This is a genomic window from Glycomyces sp. NRRL B-16210 (genome assembly GCF_000719515.1).
Classification (GTDB): Bacteria; Actinomycetota; Actinomycetes; order Mycobacteriales; family Micromonosporaceae; genus Glycomyces.
The window spans coordinates 1-17,541 of the sequence record NZ_JOGR01000004.1; the positions used below are offsets into that span (position 1 = coordinate 1).

Genomic DNA, 17,541 nt, shown 5'->3' on the forward strand with positions numbered 1-17,541 from the left:
CCGGTCGTTACGGCTTCCAGCGCCGATGGTACTGCACCCGAGGGGGTGTGGGAGAGCAGGACACCGCCAAACATGTTCTTGAAGGAAAGGCCCGACACATCGTGTCGGGCCTTTCCTGTACGCGAAGGGGCCCCCGCCTGCCGGCGGGGGCCCCTTCGTATGCCTAGGACGACGTCGAGAGCGCATCCCTGAGCTTGGACACACCGACTCCGATCCCGAAGATCGCGCCTGTCACCAGGAAAGTCAGCAGCGACACGGTCACGAGTACGAACGCGATCCCGATAGCTCCAACGACACTGAAGAATGTGCTCACGTGGCCTCCTCCGTTGCAGGCTCGTTTACTGGGTTATGCCCTCCCAATATTGTTTCACATCGATGGAACGTACGTATCATGCGTCACAGGTTAAGTAAGTCACATTCGATGGACCCGGCTTCGATTTTCAGCTTTCTCTTGCGCCCCTTGGGAGTTCGAGCGGGCCTGCGGAGTACGCCGGGGTGATTTCCGGTTCGCTTCGGCGACTTCGGGGTAGTGCTACGGATTGCGGCGATTCGCGATGATCGCGTCGATTGCGGCTTAGGATTTCCACACGTGTGCTACCGGCGCCGAGTCGCCTACGGGAGTGAGTGATGACTTCAGACAACGATGGTCTGCTGCGGGGCGAGACGCACAAGGGCACTTCCTCGGCAGTGTTCGTGTCGATCGCCGCCGCTCTGGGCGGGTTCCTGTTCGGGTACGACACGGCCGTCATCAACGGGACCGTGGGCGCACTGGAGAACCAGTGGGGGATCAACTCGTTCCAGACCGGCGTGGTGGTGTCCTCGGCCCTGCTCGGCTGCGTCGTCGGCGCCTGGTTCGCCGGTTCGCTCGCCAACCGGATCGGCCGCCCGAAGGTCATGATGATCGCGGCGGTCCTCTTCTTCGTCACCTCACTGGGCAGCGCCCTCGCGACCGGCCCGGTGGACCTGACCGCCTGGCGGGTCAGCGGCGGTCTGGCGATCGGCGCCGCCAGCGTCATCGCCCCCGCCTACATCGCCGAGATCGCGCCGGCGCACCTGCGCGGCCGTCTCGGTTCGTTGCAGCAGTTCGCGATCGTGCTCGGCATCTTCGCGGCACTCGTGGTGAACTACGGGATCCAGGCCGCGGCCGGCGGCGCGAGCGGCGAGGTCCCCTGGGGCGGCACGGCCTGGCGGTGGATGTTCGCCGCAGAGGCTATTCCGGCGTTCGTCTACTTCATGTTCTCGCTGAACATCCCCGAATCGCCCCGCTACCTCGTCGCGAAGAACCAGGTCGACAAGGCCAGGAGCGTGCTGGCGAAGTACGTCGGCGGCGACGTGGACAACCGGATCTCCGAGATCCAGCGGACCCTCAGCAGCGACCACCCGCCGCGGATCTCCGATGTGCGCGGGCCGCGCTTCGGCCTCCTGCCGATCGTCTGGGTCGGCATCTTCCTGTCGATGTTCCAGCAGTTCGTGGGCATCAACGTGATCTTCTACTACTCGACCTCGCTGTGGCAGTCGGTCGGGTTCAGCGAGAACGACGCGTTCTTGACCTCCGTGATCAACTCGGTGGTGAACATCGCCGGTACGATCCTCGCGATCTTCCTCGTCGACCGCGCCGGGCGCAAGAAGCTGCTGCTGTGCGGTTCGGCGATCATGTTCGTCGCCCTCGGGACCATGGCCGCGATCTTCGCCTCCTCGCCCGTCGACGCCGAGAACAACCCGCTGCTCAGCGATGCCGCCGGCGTGATCGCGCTCCTGGCCGCGAACGTGTTCGTGTTCGGGTTCGCCTTCACCTGGGGCCCGGTCGTCTGGGTGCTGCTGGGGGAGATGTTCTCCAACCGCATCCGCGCCTCCGCGCTCGGCGTCGCGGCCGCGGCCCAGTGGACCAGCAACTGGCTCATCACCGTCACGTTCCCGCAGCTGGCCAGCACGGGCCTGTTCCTGGCGTACGGGCTCTACGCCATGTTCGCGCTCATCTCGTTCTTCTTCGTGCTCAAGATGGTCAAGGAGACCAAGGGCGTCGAACTGGAGGACATGGAGAGCCTCAAGAGCGGCAAGCTCGGCACCGCGAGCTGAACGAGCGGAGCGGGGGCGGACCGATACGGTCCGCCCCCGCTCCGCTGCGTGCTACTCGTAGGCGATCGCGGCGAGGATGTCGACCTTCGAGGCGCGCACCGCCGGGGCGATGGCCGCGAGGAGCCCGACGAGGACCGCCGCGCCGAGGTAGCCGGCGATGAGCGCGGTCGGGACGGCGAAGACCTCGATGCCGGTCTCGACCAGGGCGCTCTGGATCGCCCACCCCAGCGCCACGCCCACGGCGATGCCGAGGATCGCTCCGAACAGGGCGATGGTGACGCTCTCGACGGTGACCATCCTGGTGGTCTGGCCCCGGGTCATGCCGATCGCGCGGAGCATCCCGAGCTCCCGGGTGCGCTCCAGGACCGACAGGACCAGCGTGTTGACCACGCCGATGACGGCCACGACCATCGCCAGGCCCAGCAGGAGCTGGATCGCGATGATGGCGAAGTCGTAGAAGACCGTCATCTCCGCGACGAAGTCCTCGTGGTTCTGGACGCTGACTTCTGGTTCGTTGGCGAGGAGGCCGTCGACGGCGGCGGTCACGGCCGCGACGTCGCCGCCGTCGGCCACGTCGATCAGGGCCATGGTCGGCTTGGTCGTGTAGAACTCGTCGGTGTAGGTCGCGGCGACGTACCAGCCGTCGGTGTTCTCGTTGTCGTCCAGGATCGCGGCCACGGTGAACTCGCGGGCCTCGGTGCCGCGGCTGAACGTCGCGGTCACAGTGTCGCCCATGCCGACGCCGAGGTCCTCGGCGGCCCAGGCGTTGACGGCGATCTCGTCGTCGGCCAGGGCGCCGTCGTCGCCTTCGGCGACCGTGCCGCCGAACAGCCCGACGATGCCGGCGAAGTCGGTCGTGGCATTGACGTACTGCTCGGTGCCGTCGATGTCGGCGAGGTCGTAGTACATCTCCACAGCGTGGTCGACGCCTTCGACCTCGCGGATGCCGTCCATGACCGCGGGGTCGAACGACGGGGACACGGCGGCGGTGAGCGGGCCGGTCACGAACAGCTCGGCCTTCACGTTGTCCTGGAAGTAGTCCGTGAGGCTCGCTTTGACGCTGGTCAGCAACGTGGCGGTCGCGGTCACCAGAGTCACGCCGATCATGAGCGCGGCCGCGGTGCCCGCGGTGCGCCTGGGGTTGCGGGCGGCGTTGCGGCGCCCGAGCTTCCCGGCGAAGCTCCACGACCACAGCGCGCCCAGAGCCGCCACGAGCGGCCGGGACAGCCACGCGGTCAGGAGCGTGACGCCGACGAAGACCAGGCCCGCGCCGATCCCCACGCCCGCGAGGTCGGCCCTGTCGCCGAGGCTTCCGGTGAGGCCCAAGGCCATTGCCGCGGCCCCGGCGGCGGTCACGACCGCTCCGGTGACGGTGACGCCCGTGATCGGCTTGTCGGCCTTGACGGCCGCGCGCATCGCCTCGACCGGCGGGGTCTTGGAGGCCCTGAGGGCCGGGACGAGCGCGGACACGACGGTGACGCCGATGCCGACCGCGAGGGCGGCGATCACCGCCGACGGCGGGATCGCGACGCTCACCTGCGCCGAGTCCAGGAGCCTCCCCGCGACCGCCGAGGTCAGGCCGGCGCCGCCGGCGACGCCGACGATCGTGCCGGCGAGCGCGGCCAGCGCGCCGAGGATGAGCGCCTCGGCGAGGACCGAGCGGACGATCTGCCCGCGTCCGGCGCCGATGGCGCGCATCATCGCGATCTCCTTGAGGCGCCCGGCGATGACGATCGAGAACGTGTTGGCGATGAGGAAGACCGACACGAACACCGCGACCAGGCCGAACCCGAGGAGGAAGTTCCCGATGACGCCCGTGATCTCGGCGGTCTCGGCGCTCATCTCGGCGCTGTAGTCCTCGATGGTCACCGTCTCGGCCTCGGCGCCGACCGCCGGCGCGAGCGCGTCGAGCAGCTCGGCGCCGCTCGTGCCGTCCGCGGCGTGCACGGCGACCATCGAGTAGACGTCTCGGCCGTCGAAGACCAGGTACTGGGCCTCCTCGGTCGTGAAAGCGAGTTCGGTGCCGCCCGAGAGCGAGTCGCGCCCGCCCGGATAGCCGTAGACGCCGACGATCGCGTACTCGGTCTTGTCCGAGGTCATCGAGTAGGCGGTGACGGTGTCGCCGAGCCCGAGCCCGGAATCGGTCGCGAACTTGGCCGAGACCGCGACCTCGCCGTCGGTCTCGGGCGCCCGCCCTTCGCGCAGTTCGCGGTCGGTCGACTCGTCGCCCCAGTTGACGGCGCTGGTCGGGGCGAAGCCGCCGACGACCTTGCCGTTGTCGTCGAGCGCGTTGATCATCCACGAGACGGTGGTGGAGACCCGTTCGACGCCGTCGCTCGCCTCGACCGCGGCCAGCGTCTCGGCCGAGACGCCCTCGCGGACGAGCCGCTCGCCGTAGGTCTCGGGTTCGACGGGCCTGACGAGGAGGTCGACGCCCGCGTAGGCGGCGCCGTTGAGGTCGTCGACGGTGGACCGGATGGAGGCGGTCAGGACCAGCGCGGCGGCGATGAACGCCGCGCCGAGGACGACGGCGAGGCCGGTGAGCGCCAGGCGGGCCTTGCGGGCGGCCATGCCCTTCACGGTGGTGCGCAGGAGGCTCTGGGGGCGAAGGCGGGTCATCGGGCGGTCCGCTCGGCGATCGGGGCGCGCTGCTCGAAGCCGCGCATCTTGTCGATGACCGAGTCGGCGGTGGGTCGGCGCAGCTCGTCCACGATCTGGCCGTCGGCGAGGAAGACCACCCGGTCGGCGTAGGCGGCGGCGCTCGGGTCGTGGGTGACCATGACGATGGTCTGTCCGAAGTCGTCAACGGACCTGCGCAGGAACCGCAGCACCTCGGTGCCCGCGCGGGTGTCGAGGTTGCCGGTCGGCTCGTCGGCGAACACCACCTCGGGCCGGGTCGCGAGCGCCCGGGCGCAGGCGACGCGCTGCTGCTGGCCGCCCGACAGCTCGGTCGGCTTGTGCGAGAGCCGGTCGCGCAGGTCGAGCGTGTCGATGACCCGGCGGAGCCAGTCGGGGTCGGTCCTGGCCCCGGCGATCGAGGCCGGCAGCAGGATGTTCTCCTCGGCCGTGAGGGTCGGCAGGAGGTTGAACTGCTGGAAGATGAAGCCGATCTTGTCGCGGCGCAGCCGCGTCAAGGCCTTGTCGCCCAGGCCCGTCAGGACCGTCTCGCCGATGTTCACGGTGCCGCGGTCGGTGGTGTCGAGCCCGGCGAGGCAGTGCATGAGCGTCGACTTGCCCGAGCCCGAGGGGCCCATGATGGCGGTGAACGCACCGGCGGTGAACTGGACCGAGACGTCGCGCAGGGCCACGACCTGGGCCTCGCCGGAGCCGTAGGCCCGCCACAGGCCGGTGGCGGTGACCGCGGCGCGGGTGCGCGTCAGGACGCCGGTGGGAGCGGGGGGATTCGCGAGTGGCACGGGAACGCCTTTCGTTCGAGCTGTTTTCCTGTTGCCGCAACGCTATTGAGAAATACGCCCGCCGGCTTCGGTCCGCGGACCGGACTTGCGGCCCGCGCCTCGGTCGAACGGCCGAGGGCCGCAGCGGCGCGGGTGGGCCTTCAGGACAGTCGCGTTCGCGGCCGCTCACGCAGACGGGAGGGGCGGCGCCTTCGGGCGCCGCCCCTCAACCTGGTTTCCTTTCAGGAGTGAAGTCTTTCAGGAGAAAAGCTATTCGTAGGCGATGGCTCCGAGCACGTTGAGCTTCGCGGCCCGGGCGGCCGGGGCGAGCGCCGCCAGCAGTCCGACGACGACCGACACGAGCAGGTAGGTCACGATCAGGCCCCACGGCAGGGCGAAGTTCGTCAGCCCCTCCGATTCGAGCGCCTGCTGCACCGTCCAGCCCAGGCCGATGCCCACGCCGATGCCGAGCACCGCGCCGAACAGGCAGATGATGATGCTCTCGACGGTGATCATCCGCCAGGCCTGCCCCCGTGTCATGCCGACCGCCCGCAGCAGCCCCAGCTCCCTGGTGCGTTCGAGGACCGACAGGACCAGGGTGTTGACCACGCCGATGATGGCGATGATGATCGCCAGCGCGAGCAGGATCTGCACGGCGTTGACGAGCGTGTCGAGTCCGCTGGTCTGCTGCTCGACGAACTCGGCGTTGTTGGTGACCCCGACCTCGGGCTCGTCGGCGAGGACGTCCTCGACGTCGGCTTGGACCGCGAGGAGGTCGGCGCCGTCGGTGACGGCGATGTAGGCCTGCATCGGTTTGGGGATCGCGAAGTGCTCGATCTGCTCGGGCGAGACCCACCAGCCGTCGGTGAGGTCGTAGCCGTCGAGGATCGCGGTGATCCGCAGCGGCGTCGTGGTGCCGTCGCTGAAGGTCACCTCGACCGTGTCGCCCAGGGCGAGGTCGTTCTTCTCGGCGGTGCCCTCGTCGATGACGACCGAGTCCGCCGCGAGGTCGGTGACCGAGCCTTCGGAGACGGTGCCGCCGAAGACCTTCAGGGTCGCATCCAGGTCCTGGCTGGAGGACAGGATCTCGCCTTCGCCGTCGACCTCGGCGCCCATGAAGTCGACGTAGACGTCGCCGACGCTCTCGACGCCGTCGAGGGCCTTGAGCTCGTCGATCCGCTCGGACGCGAACGTCGGGATGTTCGCGCCGGTCTGGAGGCCGCTGACGATGAGGTCGGAGTCGAGGTTCAGTTCGAGCGCTTCGGCCGTGGTCGCCTTGAGGCTCGAGACGATCGTGGCGATGCCGGTGATGAGGGCGACGGCGATCATCAAGGCCGAGGCGGTGATGGCGGTCCGGCGCGGGTTGCGCCCGGCGTTGAGCTTGCCGAGCTTGCCGGTGAACGACCACGACATCAGCAGGCCGAGGAACGAGACCAGCGGCTTGGAGATGATCGGGGTGAGCAGGGTGATGCCGACGAAGGCGATGCCGACCCCGGACAGGATCCCGAGGAGCTCCTCGCCGCCGAGGTTGTCGCTGAGTCCGAGGGCGATGAGGGCGGTGCCGACGAGCGTCACCACCGCGCCCGCGATGGTGATGGTGCGCAGCGGTTTCGGCGGGTTGGCCGCTTCGCGCATCGCCGCGACCGGCGGCACGCGCGAGGCCCGGACCGCCGGCACGACCGCCGACAGGATCGTGACGCCGATGCCGACGACGAGCGCCCACAGCGTGGTGGCCGGGACGGTGAACTGGACGGCGAGGCCGCTGAACATGAACTCGCCGACCGCGAGCGACAGGCCCCAGCCGAGCAAGAGGCCCAGGCCGAGTCCGAGGATCGAGGCGATGGTGCCGACGATGAGCGCTTCGGCGAGGACCGACCGGACCACCTGGTCGCGTCCGGCGCCCATGGCGCGCAGGACGGCCAGTTCGCGTTGGCGCTGGGCCACGATGATGGTGAAGGTGTTGATGATGAGGAAGACCGACACGAACACGGCGATGAGGCCGAAGCCGAGGAAGATGTAGCCCATGACGCTGGAGATGACCGACAGGCCCTGGGCGAGCTCGTCGCTGGCCTCCTGGCCGGTCTGGACCTTGTACTCGCCGGCGCCGAGGGCCTGGTCGACCTCGTCGGTGGAGAAGTCGCCGTAGAGGTAGACGGCCGAGTAGACGTCCTCGCCCTTGGTCATGAGCTGCTGGGCCGCCGGCGTGGTGAAGGCGATCATGGTCTCGCCGGCCATCGAGTCGCGGTCGCCGGGGAGGTTGAAGACGCCGACGATGGTGAACTCGGCGCGGTCGGCGGTGTAGGAGTACACCGTGACCCGGTCGCCGATGTCGAACCCGGAGTCGGCGAGGAACTTCGTGGAGACGGCGATCTCGTCGTCGGCCGCGGGCTCGGTGCCCTCCTGGAATCCGTAGAACTCCTGGTTGGCGTTCGACTCCCAGTTGAATCCGATGGTGGGCGCGAAGGTGCCGACGAGTTTGCCGTTGGGGCCGATGGCGTTGATCTGGCCTTCGACGGCGCCGTCGGCCGCGTCGACGCCGTCGACGGCGGTGATGGTGTCGAGGGCCTCGGCCGGGATCAGGTTCGAGGCGGAGCCGAAGCCCTCTTCGAACTGGGCGTCGGCCGAGGTGGGCGTCACGACCCCGTCGACGCCCTCGTAGGCGTCGGCGACGAGGCCGCTCAGAGACTTGTCCATGGTGGAGGTGAGCACCATCGCGGCGGCGACGAACATCGTGCCGAGGACGATGGCGAGACTGGTGAGGACGAGGCGGGCCTTGCGGCTGGCCATGCCCTTGAGGGTGGCGCGCAGCATGGCTATGCGGCCTCTTCCTGTGCGGCCGCGACCAGTTCCTCGAAGTGCTTCATCTTGTCGATGACCGAGTCGGCGGTCGGGTCGGCCATGTCCTCGACGATCTGGCCGTCGGCGAGGAAGACGACGCGGTCGGCGTAGGCGGCGGCGGTCGGGTCGTGGGTGACCATGACGATGGTCTGCCCGAAGTCGTCGACGCTGGTGCGCAGGAAGTTGAGGACTTCGGTGCCCGAGCGGGTGTCGAGGTTGCCGGTCGGCTCGTCGGCGAAGACCACGTCGGGCCTGGTGGCGAGGGCCCGGGCGCAGGCGACGCGCTGCTGTTGGCCGCCCGACAGCTCGGTCGGCTTGTGCGAGAGCCGGTCGGTGAGGTCGAGGGTGTGGATGATCCGCTTGACCCAGTCGGGGTCGGCCTTGGTGCCGGCGATGGCCGCCGGGAGGGTGATGTTCTCTTCGGCCGTGAGGGTCGGCAGGAGGTTGAACTGCTGGAAGATGAAGCCGATCTTGTCGCGGCGCAGTTTCGTGAGGGCCTTGTCGCCGAGGCCGGTGACGGTGCTGTCGCCGATGATGACGGTGCCGCGGTCGGTGGTGTCGAGCCCGGCGAGGCAGTGCATGAGGGTGGACTTGCCCGAGCCCGAGGGGCCCATGATGGCGGTGAAGGCGCCGGAGGCGAACTCGACGGAGACGTCGCGCAGGGCCACGACTTGGGCCTCACCCGAGCCGTACGCCTTCCATACGCCTTGGGCCGCTACGGCAGTGGTCTTGACGGGGGATGCGGTGGACACGACGCTCTCGCTTTCGATGAAGGTGTCGGTGTGCCGAGGGTTTCGGTGTTCCGGATTCCGCGGGACGGCGCCCGCGGAACGCTGGTGGTCGGTGTGGTGCACAATCTGACGTCGGGACGCCCGATTGTGACATCATACATGATGTCACATGACGTCGTGGGCCGCAGCACCTTATTCGACGATATTGTCGCCCGAGTCGGGGCGCATCCGCTTGGAGAACGGTCTTCTTCTACGTCCCAAGGCGGAGAAGGCGGTACCGGGGTACTACCTTCTGGTGGATCGGGCCCTACCCGGGCAGGAGTCCCGCACGCCTTCGCTATTGGCCCGCGTCGCCGCCGGGCTTGACCAGGCCGCTCTCGTAGGCCAGGACCACGGCCTGGACCCGGTCGCGCACGCCGAGCTTGGTGAGCAGGTGCCCGACGTGGGTTTTGACGGTGGTCTCGCCGACGGTGAGCGAGTCGGCGATCTCGGCGTTCGTCAGCCCCTTGGCCAGCAGCAGCAGCACTTCGCGCTCGCGGGCGGTGAGGACGTCGAGGATGACCGCTCTGCCCTCGCCGTCGGCGGCGCGGTTGGCCGCGAAGCGCCCCAGTAGGGTCGAGAGGATGTGCGGGGCGACGACCGCGCCGCCGCCGTGGACGGTGCGGATCGCCTCGACCAGGTCGGCGGCTGGCGCGTCCTTGGTGAGGAACCCGGCCGCGCCGGCGCGCAGTGCGCCGACCACGTACTCGTCCAGGTCGAAGGTGGTCAGCACGAGCACCCGGCTCGGCAGCGAGGCGCCGACGATGTCGGCGGTGGCCGCGACGCCGTCGCGGCGGGGCATGCGGATGTCCATGAGGACCACGTCGGGCACGAGGCGGCGGGTGAGTTCGAAGGCCTCGACGCCGTCGCTCGCCTCGCCGACGATGTCGATGTCGGTCTCGGCGCCGAGGACCATCTTGAATCCCGCGCGCAGCAGTTGCTGGTCGTCGGCGAGGAGCAGCCGGATCGGGCGTTCGGTGGTCATCGGTCGACTCCTTGGAGGTGCGCGTTCTTGGGGAAGCGGGCCTCGACGAGGTAGCCGCCGCCGGGCCGCGGCCCGGCCTCGAGTGTGCCGCCGTAGAGCGTCGCGCGCTCGCGCATGCCGATGAGGCCGTGCCCGCCGGAGAACCCGGCGACGATCGGCGCGCCGTGGCCCGAGTCGCCGACGGAGATGCGGAACTCGGTCTCGCCGTAGTCGACCACGACTCCGGCCCTGGCCTGCGGTCCGGCGTGCTTGATGGTGTTCGTCAGCGCCTCCTGGGCGATGCGGAAGACCGCCAGGCTCACGCCCGTCGGCAGCGGGTACTCCTCGCCGCGGACGGTGTAGCGCACCGGCAGCCCGGCGTCCTTGGTCTGCGCCACCAGCGCCCGCAGCGAGTCCACTGTAGGCTGCGGCTCGAGGTCGGCGGCGCCGACGTCGTCGCCGCCGTGGCGCAGCACCGTGAGGATGTCGCGCATCTCCCGCAGCGCGGTGCGCGCGGTCTGGTTCACCGTCGTCAGCGCCTCCTCGGCCGCGTCCGGGTCGGACCGCAGCACCCGCTTGGCGCCCTCGGACATGACCCCGATGACCGAGATGTGGTGGGCGACCACGTCGTGCAGCTCCCGGGCGATGCGCCGCTGCTCGTCGGCGACCGCCTGCGCCGCGAGGGCGTCCTGGCGCTCCTCGGCGAACCGGGCCCGGTCCGACAATTCCTCGACCTTCTCGCGCCGGTTGCGCACGACCCAACCGATCCAGAACACCGTCACCGCCAGGACCAGGTTGAGCATGGCCACCAGCGAGGAGGCCGAATGGTCCACCTCGGTGTCGGTGATCAGCGGGATCAAATACACCGCGATCGTCACCGGGACCCAGATCGCCGTCGCCGCCACGAGCGCCCGCGTCAGCGGCAGGTACGCCGCCGCGGTGTAGGTCAGCACGTAGAAGCCGACGCCGCCGTCGGCGGTCATCGTCTGCACCGGCGGGGTGAAGAGCGCGACGGTGAAGATCGCCAGCCCCAGGACGATGCCGCCCCACAGCAGGACCCGGCGCAGGCAGATGACCGTGTACGGCACCGCCATCAGGCCCACTTCGGACCAGGAGAGGCTGAACTCGGGGATCAGCTGGATCGTCGCGGCGAAGAACCCGACGAAGGCGACCGCCAAAGCGACCGCCAACACGCAGTCGGACTGGAACGGGCGATCATGGAACCAGCGGCGGAGACGCTGGAGCGAAGAGGCGGCTTGCACGCTCTACACCGTAACCGGGGCCCCCACCCGATTCATCGAGCGCGAGAATGATCCGCGCGTCCGCCTCAGGTAGGAGGCATCTCAAGTCCTGGAAGGACCGTCGGCAGCGGATACGCCGGCGGCTCGCCCCCGAACTCCGGGCAGTGCCGCTGATGCGCGCACCAGCCGCACAGCTTCGACTTCTGCGGCCGGAACTCGCCGGTGGCGATCGCCTCGCGCATCGTCGCCCACAGCGCCTTCAGCGTGCGCTCGAAGCCCTCCAGCTCCCGCTCGTCGGGGGAGTAGTCCAGGACCTGGCCGTCGCCGAGGTACATCAGCCGCAGCAGCGTCGGCACCTTCCCGCGGGTGCGCCACCACACCAGGGCGTAGAACTTCATCTGGAACAGCGCCTTGTCGGCGAAGCGGTCCGGCGGGCGCTTCCCGGTCTTGTAGTCCACCAGCCGCACCAGCCCGTCGGCGTTCACGTCGGCGCGGTCGATGAAGCCCTTGAGCTGCGTCCCGTCGTCGAGCGTGGTCGTCACCAGGCACTCGGTGCGGTGCGGCTGGAGGCGCTGGGGGTCCTCCATCGCGAAGTAGGTCTCGACCAGCCGCCGCACCCCCCGCAGCCAGCCCGACTCGTCCTCGAGGTCGTCGAACAGCGACGAGTACTCCTGCGAGGACTGGAGCTTCGTCCACTCCGGCTCGATCAGGGCGAGCGCCTCGGTCGGCGTGCGCCTGCCCGCGTCCAGCTCGTAGAGCCGTTCGAGCACCGAGTGCACCAGCGTGCCCTGCACCTGCGCGCGCGAGGACGGCTCGGGCAGGCGGTCGACCGCCCGGAAGCGGTACAGCAGCGGGCACTGCTTGAAATCCCCCGCGCGCGAAGGGGAGAGCTGGGTCGGACGGGTGGCGTGCGGCATCCCCCGAGCATAGGACGGGGCACCGACAACGGCTCCGGGCCTCCCCGCCCTCAGTCCCGGCGGACCCTGAACGCGTAGGTGTTGTACGGCATCGCGAAGGTCTCCTCGCCGCGCAGGTCGGGATGCGTGTCGACCACGTCGTTGACGACGGCGACGATCTGCGAGCGCCGCGCCTCGTCGGCGGTGAGGTAATAGGAGCGCGACTGCACCAGGCGCACGAGGCGGGCGCGGTCCATGGGCCACGTGTGGCGGAAGACGCGGTGCTCCGCCTCTGCGAACTCGGAGCCGAAGTAGCCCGGCGCGGCTGCGGCGAGCGCGTCCCGCTCGCCCTGGGAGACGCCGATGGCCTCGGTGAGCGCGTGGACCCAGTCCACCGATTCGTCGCGGACGTTCCAGATCGGCGCGAGCACGCCCCCGGGGCGCAGGACGCGGCGGATCTCGGGCAGGGCCCGGCCGCGGTCGAACCAGTGGAAGGCCTGGCCGGCGGTGACCACGTCGGCGCTCGCGTCAGGGAGCGGCAGGGCCTCCGCGGCCCCGACCTGCGATGCGGTGAGACCGGGACTGGAGGCGGTGAGCTTCGCGAGCATCCGCTCGTCGGGTTCGACGGCGGTCACGCGGTGGCCCAGGGCGATGAGCCCGCGGGTGAGCAGTCCGGTGCCGGCGCCGAGGTCGACGACGTCCTTGGCGGCGTCGGCGGCGTCGTCAGCCGGTCCGTCACCGGTCAGCCAGCGCAGGGCCTCGGCCGGATAGGTGGGGCGGATGGAGTCGTAGAGGTCGGCGGCGGGGCCGAAGGAGCGGGCGGCGTTCGCGTCGATGGTCATTCCTAAACAGTACACGCGTTATGTTTGATCGTCACCGCTCGGCCACCGATCCCGGCGGGCGCGTAGCATTGCCGCCGATGTCGACCACAAACGTCCAGGCCTTCCGCCGCAGCGGCTTCACCCTCGCGCGCTTCAAGGGCATCCCCATCACCCTCGGCTACACCTGGCTCCTGCTCGCGGCCGTCGTCGTGGCCGTCTACGCCCCGATCGTGCAGCGCTCGGTCCCCGGCATCGGCGCCGGCGCCTCCCTCGCCGTCGCCGCCCTGTTCGCCCTCACCCTCCTGCTCTCGGTCTTCCTCCACGAACTCGGCCACGCCCTGGTGAGCCTGCGCGCCGGCATCGGCGTCCGCCGCATCAACCTCGACGCCCTCGGCGGCTTCACCGAGATGGACCGCGAGGCCCCCAAACCCGGGACCGCCGCCGCGATCGCGCTCGCGGGACCGGCCGTCTCGGCGGCCCTCGGCGCCCTCGGCCTCGCCGGCCTCTTCGTGACCGACCCCGGCTCCCTGCCCTGGCAGCTGTCCTTCCAGATCTGCGTCGCGAACCTCCTCGTCGCCGTCTACAACCTCCTGCCGGGACTGCCGCTCGACGGCGGCAAGGCCCTCCAGGCGGGCATCTGGGCCGTCACCGGCGACCGGTGGACCGGCTACCGCCTCGCCGGCTGGGCCGGCCGCGCGGTCGCCGTCGCGACCCTCGCCGGCGGCCTGTGGCTGTTCGCCGCCGACTGGTTCTCCCCGTTCGGGCTCATCCTGCTCATCTTCGTCGCGTTCGAACTGTGGCGCGGCGCCACCTCCGCCATCCGCGCCGCCCGCATGGGACCGAAGATCAAGGCCCTCGACGCCGCCGCGCTGGCCCGCCCGTTCGTGTTCGCGCAGCGCACCGAGCGCCTCGGCGAGGCCCTGGCGCGCGCCGAGGGCCGCGAGGTCGTGGTGCGCGAGGAGGACCCGGTCGGTGTGCTCGACCGGGAGGCCGTCGCCGCGGTGCCGCCCGAGCGGATCGAGGCGATGCCGCTGTCGGGGCTCGTGCGCGGCCGGATCGCCCAGATCCCCGCCGACCTCCGCGGGCAGGCGCTCATCGACGCGATCGGCCGCGTCGGCGCCGACTACTTCCTGCTGGGGGACGAGCGCCACCCGACAGGGCTGCTCTACACCGCCGACGTGGTCAAGGCCCTCCGTTAAGATGCTTCGGACCTATCGAAGGAGTGCACCGAAGTGGCATCTGACCTGCTGGAGCCGGGCGATCGCGTCCAGTTGACCGACGCGAAGGGCCGCAAGGCCACCGTCACGCTCGCCGAGGGCGGCGCGTTCCACACGCACCGCGGCAGGCTCTTCCACGACGACCTCATCGGCCGGCCCGACGGCGTCACCGTCACCACCGAGGGCGGCACGGCCTATCTGGCGCTGCGCCCGCTCCTGCCCGACTACGGGCTGTCGATGCGCCGCGGCGCCCAGGTCATCTACCCCAAGGACATCGCGCAGATCCTCACCTTCGGTGACATCTACCCCGGCTCGCGGGTCGTGGAGGCCGGGGCCGGGTCGGGCGCGCTGACGAACTGGCTGCTGCGCGCCACCGGCTCGACCGGGCACGTCCACTCCTGGGAGCTGCGCGAGGACTTCGCCCAGATCGCCCGGGAGAACGTCGCCGGCTACTACGGCGAGGTCCCCGACAACTGGACCCTCACCGTCGGGGACGTGGCCGAGGCCGACCTCGAGCCGGTCGACCGGGTCGTGCTCGACATGCTTTCGCCGTGGGAGGTGCTCGACACCGTCGAGCGGATCCTTCGCCCCGGCGGGGTCTTCATCGGCTACGTCGCCACCACCACGCAGATGTCGGAACTGGTCGAGGCCCTGCGCGAGCGCCGGACCTTCACCGAGCCCGAGGCCTGGGAGTCGCTCATCCGCGGCTGGCACCTGGAGGGCCTGGCGGTGCGTCCCGACCACCGCATGATCGCCCACACCGCGTTCCTCATCACCGCCCGCAAGCTCGCCCCCGGCACGGTGGCGCCGATGCGCAAGCTCAAGCCGTCCAAGGGCCAGCAGGCACTGCGCGAGCGCAAGGAGCGGATCGCCGCCGAAGCGGAGGCGACGGTCGAGGCCCGGCGCGCCGAGGAGGCCGCGTCCACTCCGAACGGCGACGGCGAAGCGTAACAGTTCGGTCACATACTGAGTCGGATTCACGACTTTCCAAGCGCAGAAACGAGACAGGGCGGGGCGCGTCACAGCGCCCCGCCCCGTCTCCTCGCGTCAGTCGTCCGCTCCGGGGCCGGCGACGGGCGCCTTGTCGGCGCGGTCGCGGACGTAGATGCACTCGCCGGGGCAGTCGTGAGCGGCGTTCACAATGTCCAGTCGCAGGTGTGCGGGCACGTTCACTTGCGAACCGGCCGTAGTCAACAGCTCGCCTTCCGTGTCCTTGACGTAGGCAAGACCGTCGATGTCGAACTCGAAAATCGTAGGCGCGTACTGCACGCACAGCCCGTCCCCGGTGCAGGCGTCCTGGTCGATCGACACTTCCAGTTCACGTTCCTCAGCCATGCCCCCCAGATTAATTGCCGCGAAGAAGCTGGCGCAATGTCGGTGTCGAGTCTTACTATTGGCCTCCCCAGCCAGCTACGGTTGGAGTAGGACAACCCTCACTCGGGAGGTGTGACCCGTGGCACGTAGCAACGATGACCGTCGACAGGGTCTGGGCCAGGGCCCAGAAGACGACGAACTGTCAGGACAGGTCGAAGAGCTTCAGGAAGAACTGGCCGCTGCCAGGCGCCGTCTCACCGAAACGCCCCGACACATGCACATTCTGGAAGAGCGGCTCGCCGCCGCCCAATCCCAGGTCGATCGCCTGTCGGAGCAGAACGAGCGGCTCGTGGCCACCTTGAAGGAGGCCCGCGAGCAGATCGTCTCGCTGAAAGAGGAGATCGACCGGCTCGCACAACCGCCGTCCGGATACGGCGTGTTCCTGGGGGCCCGTGAGGACGGCACCGTCGACGTCTTCACCTCTGGTAGGAAGTTCCGCGTCTCGCTCGCGCCGTCCATCGACGCCGAAGAGCTCGAACGCGGTCAGGAGGTCCTGCTCAACGACGCGATGAACGTGGTCGAGGTGCTCGACTACGAGCGCATCGGGGAGGTGGTGACGCTCAAGGAGCTCATCGAGAATCCTCCCGGTGGCGGTCCGCCCGACCGGGCGCTGGTGACCAGCCACGCCGACGAGGAGCGGGTCGTGCTGCTCTCGGACGCGCTCATCAACGGCCCGCTGCGGGCCGGCGACTCGGTCATGATCGAGCCGCGCGCCGGCTACGCCTACGAGCGGATCCAGAAGAGCGAGGTCGAAGAGCTCGTCCTCGAAGAGGTCCCTGACGTCGACTACTACGACATCGGCGGGCTCGACGGCCAGATCGAGATGATCCGCGACGCCGTGGAGCTGCCGTTCCTGCACGCGGACCTCTTCCGCGAGCACGAGCTGCGCCCGCCCAAGGGCATCCTGCTCTACGGCCCTCCCGGCTGCGGCAAGACGCTCATCGCCAAGGCGGTCGCCAACTCGCTGGCCAAGAAGGTCGCCGAGATGCGCGGCGAGGAGGCCTCCGGCCGGAGCTACTTCCTCAACATCAAGGGTCCCGAGCTGCTGAACAAGTACGTCGGCGAGACCGAGCGGCACATCCGCCTGGTCTTCCAGCGGGCCCGTGAGAAGGCCAGCGAGGGCATGCCCGTCATCGTGTTCTTCGACGAGATGGACTCCATCTTCCGCACCCGCGGGTCGGGCGTCTCCTCGGACGTGGAGAACACGATCGTCCCCCAGCTGCTGTCGGAGATCGACGGCGTGGAGGGCCTGGAGAACGTCATCGTCATCGGCGCCTCGAACCGCGAGGACATGATCGACCCGGCGATCCTGCGGCCCGGCCGCCTGGACGTCAAGATCAAGATCGAGCGGCCCGACGCCGAGTCGGCGAAGGACATCTTCTCGAAGTACATCACCACCACGCTGCCGCTGCACGACGACGACCTCCGCGAGCACGACAAGGACCGCGACTCGACCGTGAACTCGATGATCCAGGCGGTCGTCGAGCGCATGTACTCCGAAGTGGACGAGAACCGGTTCCTGGAGGTCACCTACGCCGACGGCGACAAGGAGGTCCTGTACTTCAAGGACTTCAACTCCGGCGCGATGATCGAGAACATCGTCGCCCGGGCGAAGAAGATGGCCATCAAGGACTTCCTGACCCACCAGTCCAAGGGCATCCGGCTGAGCCACCTCATCGACTCCACGGTCGACGAGTTCCGCGAGAACGAGGACCTGCCCAACACCACCAACCCGGACGACTGGGCCCGGATCTCCGGCAAGAAGGGCGAGCGGATCGTCTACATCCGCACGCTCGTCTCCGGCAAGGGCTCCGACTCCGGCCGCAGCATCGACACCGTGTCGAACACCGGCCAGTACCTGTAGCGGAAGGTACCGGAAGCTGAGCCCGTAGCGAAGCTGAAGGCACCGCAAACGCAGCCTGTGGCAATTCGTCGACCGGCCGACGGGG

Annotated in this window: 14 protein-coding genes; 4 read left to right on the forward strand and 10 right to left on the reverse strand. The window is 69.4% G+C overall.

Features of this window, described 5'->3' with window-relative positions; genetic code table 11:
• Positions 1-163: 163 nt before the first annotated feature.
• Positions 164-313, reverse strand: coding sequence for a hypothetical protein (locus IF12_RS25510; RefSeq protein ID WP_156036815.1), 150 nt, complete (start codon positions 311-313; stop codon positions 164-166).
• 314 nt (positions 314-627) lie between these two features.
• Here IF12_RS25510 and IF12_RS0106370 point away from each other — a divergent pair, with 314 nt between their 5' ends.
• On the forward strand, positions 628-2,076 hold the full coding sequence (locus tag IF12_RS0106370; RefSeq protein ID WP_030155880.1) for a sugar porter family MFS transporter: 1,449 nt from the start codon (positions 628-630) through the stop codon (positions 2,074-2,076).
• Positions 2,077-2,127: 51 nt separating this feature from the next.
• Here IF12_RS0106370 and IF12_RS0106375 read toward each other — a convergent pair whose 3' ends face one another.
• The 8 genes from IF12_RS0106375 to IF12_RS0106410 all read right to left on the reverse strand — a co-directional run bounded on the left by IF12_RS0106375 (position 2,128) and on the right by IF12_RS0106410 (position 13,022).
• The gene (locus IF12_RS0106375; protein ID WP_030155882.1) at positions 2,128-4,695 is read right to left on the reverse strand and encodes an ABC transporter permease; all 2,568 of its coding nucleotides are present in this window, start codon (positions 4,693-4,695) and stop codon (positions 2,128-2,130) included.
• Entirely contained in the window at positions 4,692-5,456 is a 765-nt protein-coding gene (locus tag IF12_RS0106380) for an ABC transporter ATP-binding protein (protein WP_030155884.1), read from the reverse strand. The genes IF12_RS0106375 and IF12_RS0106380 overlap by 4 nt, the downstream gene beginning before the upstream one ends.
• Positions 5,457-5,741: 285 nt before the next feature.
• Positions 5,742-8,282 carry an ABC transporter permease gene (locus IF12_RS0106385; protein ID WP_030155886.1) on the reverse strand — a complete coding sequence of 847 codons (2,541 nt, stop codon included), beginning with the start codon at positions 8,280-8,282 and terminating at the stop codon, positions 5,742-5,744.
• 2 nt (positions 8,283-8,284) lie between these two features.
• The gene (locus tag IF12_RS0106390) at positions 8,285-9,061 is read right to left on the reverse strand and encodes an ABC transporter ATP-binding protein (RefSeq protein WP_051704103.1); all 777 of its coding nucleotides are present in this window, start codon (positions 9,059-9,061) and stop codon (positions 8,285-8,287) included.
• 316 nt (positions 9,062-9,377) lie between these two features.
• Positions 9,378-10,064 carry a response regulator transcription factor gene (locus tag IF12_RS0106395; RefSeq protein WP_030155890.1) on the reverse strand — a complete coding sequence of 229 codons (687 nt, stop codon included), beginning with the start codon at positions 10,062-10,064 and terminating at the stop codon, positions 9,378-9,380.
• The gene (locus IF12_RS0106400) at positions 10,061-11,305 is read right to left on the reverse strand and encodes a sensor histidine kinase (protein WP_035748566.1); all 1,245 of its coding nucleotides are present in this window, start codon (positions 11,303-11,305) and stop codon (positions 10,061-10,063) included. Before IF12_RS0106400 ends, IF12_RS0106395 begins: the two co-directional genes overlap by 4 nt.
• Positions 11,306-11,370: 65 nt before the next feature.
• Positions 11,371-12,201 (reverse strand): RecB family exonuclease, encoded by an 831-nt coding sequence (locus tag IF12_RS0106405; protein WP_035748568.1) that lies wholly within the window; start codon positions 12,199-12,201, stop codon positions 11,371-11,373.
• A 50-nt stretch (positions 12,202-12,251) separates the two neighbouring features.
• Positions 12,252-13,022, reverse strand: a complete 771-nt coding sequence (locus tag IF12_RS0106410) for a class I SAM-dependent methyltransferase (protein ID WP_030155896.1) — start codon at positions 13,020-13,022, stop codon at positions 12,252-12,254.
• Positions 13,023-13,099: 77 nt separating this feature from the next.
• Here IF12_RS0106410 and IF12_RS0106415 point away from each other — a divergent pair, with 77 nt between their 5' ends.
• Both IF12_RS0106415 and IF12_RS0106420 read left to right on the forward strand, forming a co-directional pair.
• Positions 13,100-14,200: a site-2 protease family protein gene (locus tag IF12_RS0106415; protein WP_030155898.1), complete on the forward strand. Its 1,101-nt coding sequence runs from the start codon at positions 13,100-13,102 to the stop codon at positions 14,198-14,200.
• Positions 14,201-14,233: 33 nt separating this feature from the next.
• The gene (locus IF12_RS0106420) at positions 14,234-15,169 is read left to right on the forward strand and encodes a tRNA (adenine-N1)-methyltransferase (RefSeq protein WP_051704048.1); all 936 of its coding nucleotides are present in this window, start codon (positions 14,234-14,236) and stop codon (positions 15,167-15,169) included.
• Positions 15,170-15,265: 96 nt separating this feature from the next.
• Here the strand turns inward: IF12_RS0106420 and IF12_RS0106425 are convergent, their stop codons facing one another.
• Complete coding sequence (locus IF12_RS0106425; RefSeq protein ID WP_030155902.1) at positions 15,266-15,553, reverse strand: ferredoxin; 288 nt, start codon at positions 15,551-15,553, stop codon at positions 15,266-15,268.
• A gap of 118 nt (positions 15,554-15,671) precedes the next feature.
• On the opposite strand from IF12_RS0106425, the gene arc reads away from it, so the two are divergent.
• Positions 15,672-17,456: a proteasome ATPase gene (arc, locus tag IF12_RS0106430; protein ID WP_030155904.1), complete on the forward strand. Its 1,785-nt coding sequence runs from the start codon at positions 15,672-15,674 to the stop codon at positions 17,454-17,456.
• Positions 17,457-17,541: the final 85 nt, after the last annotated feature.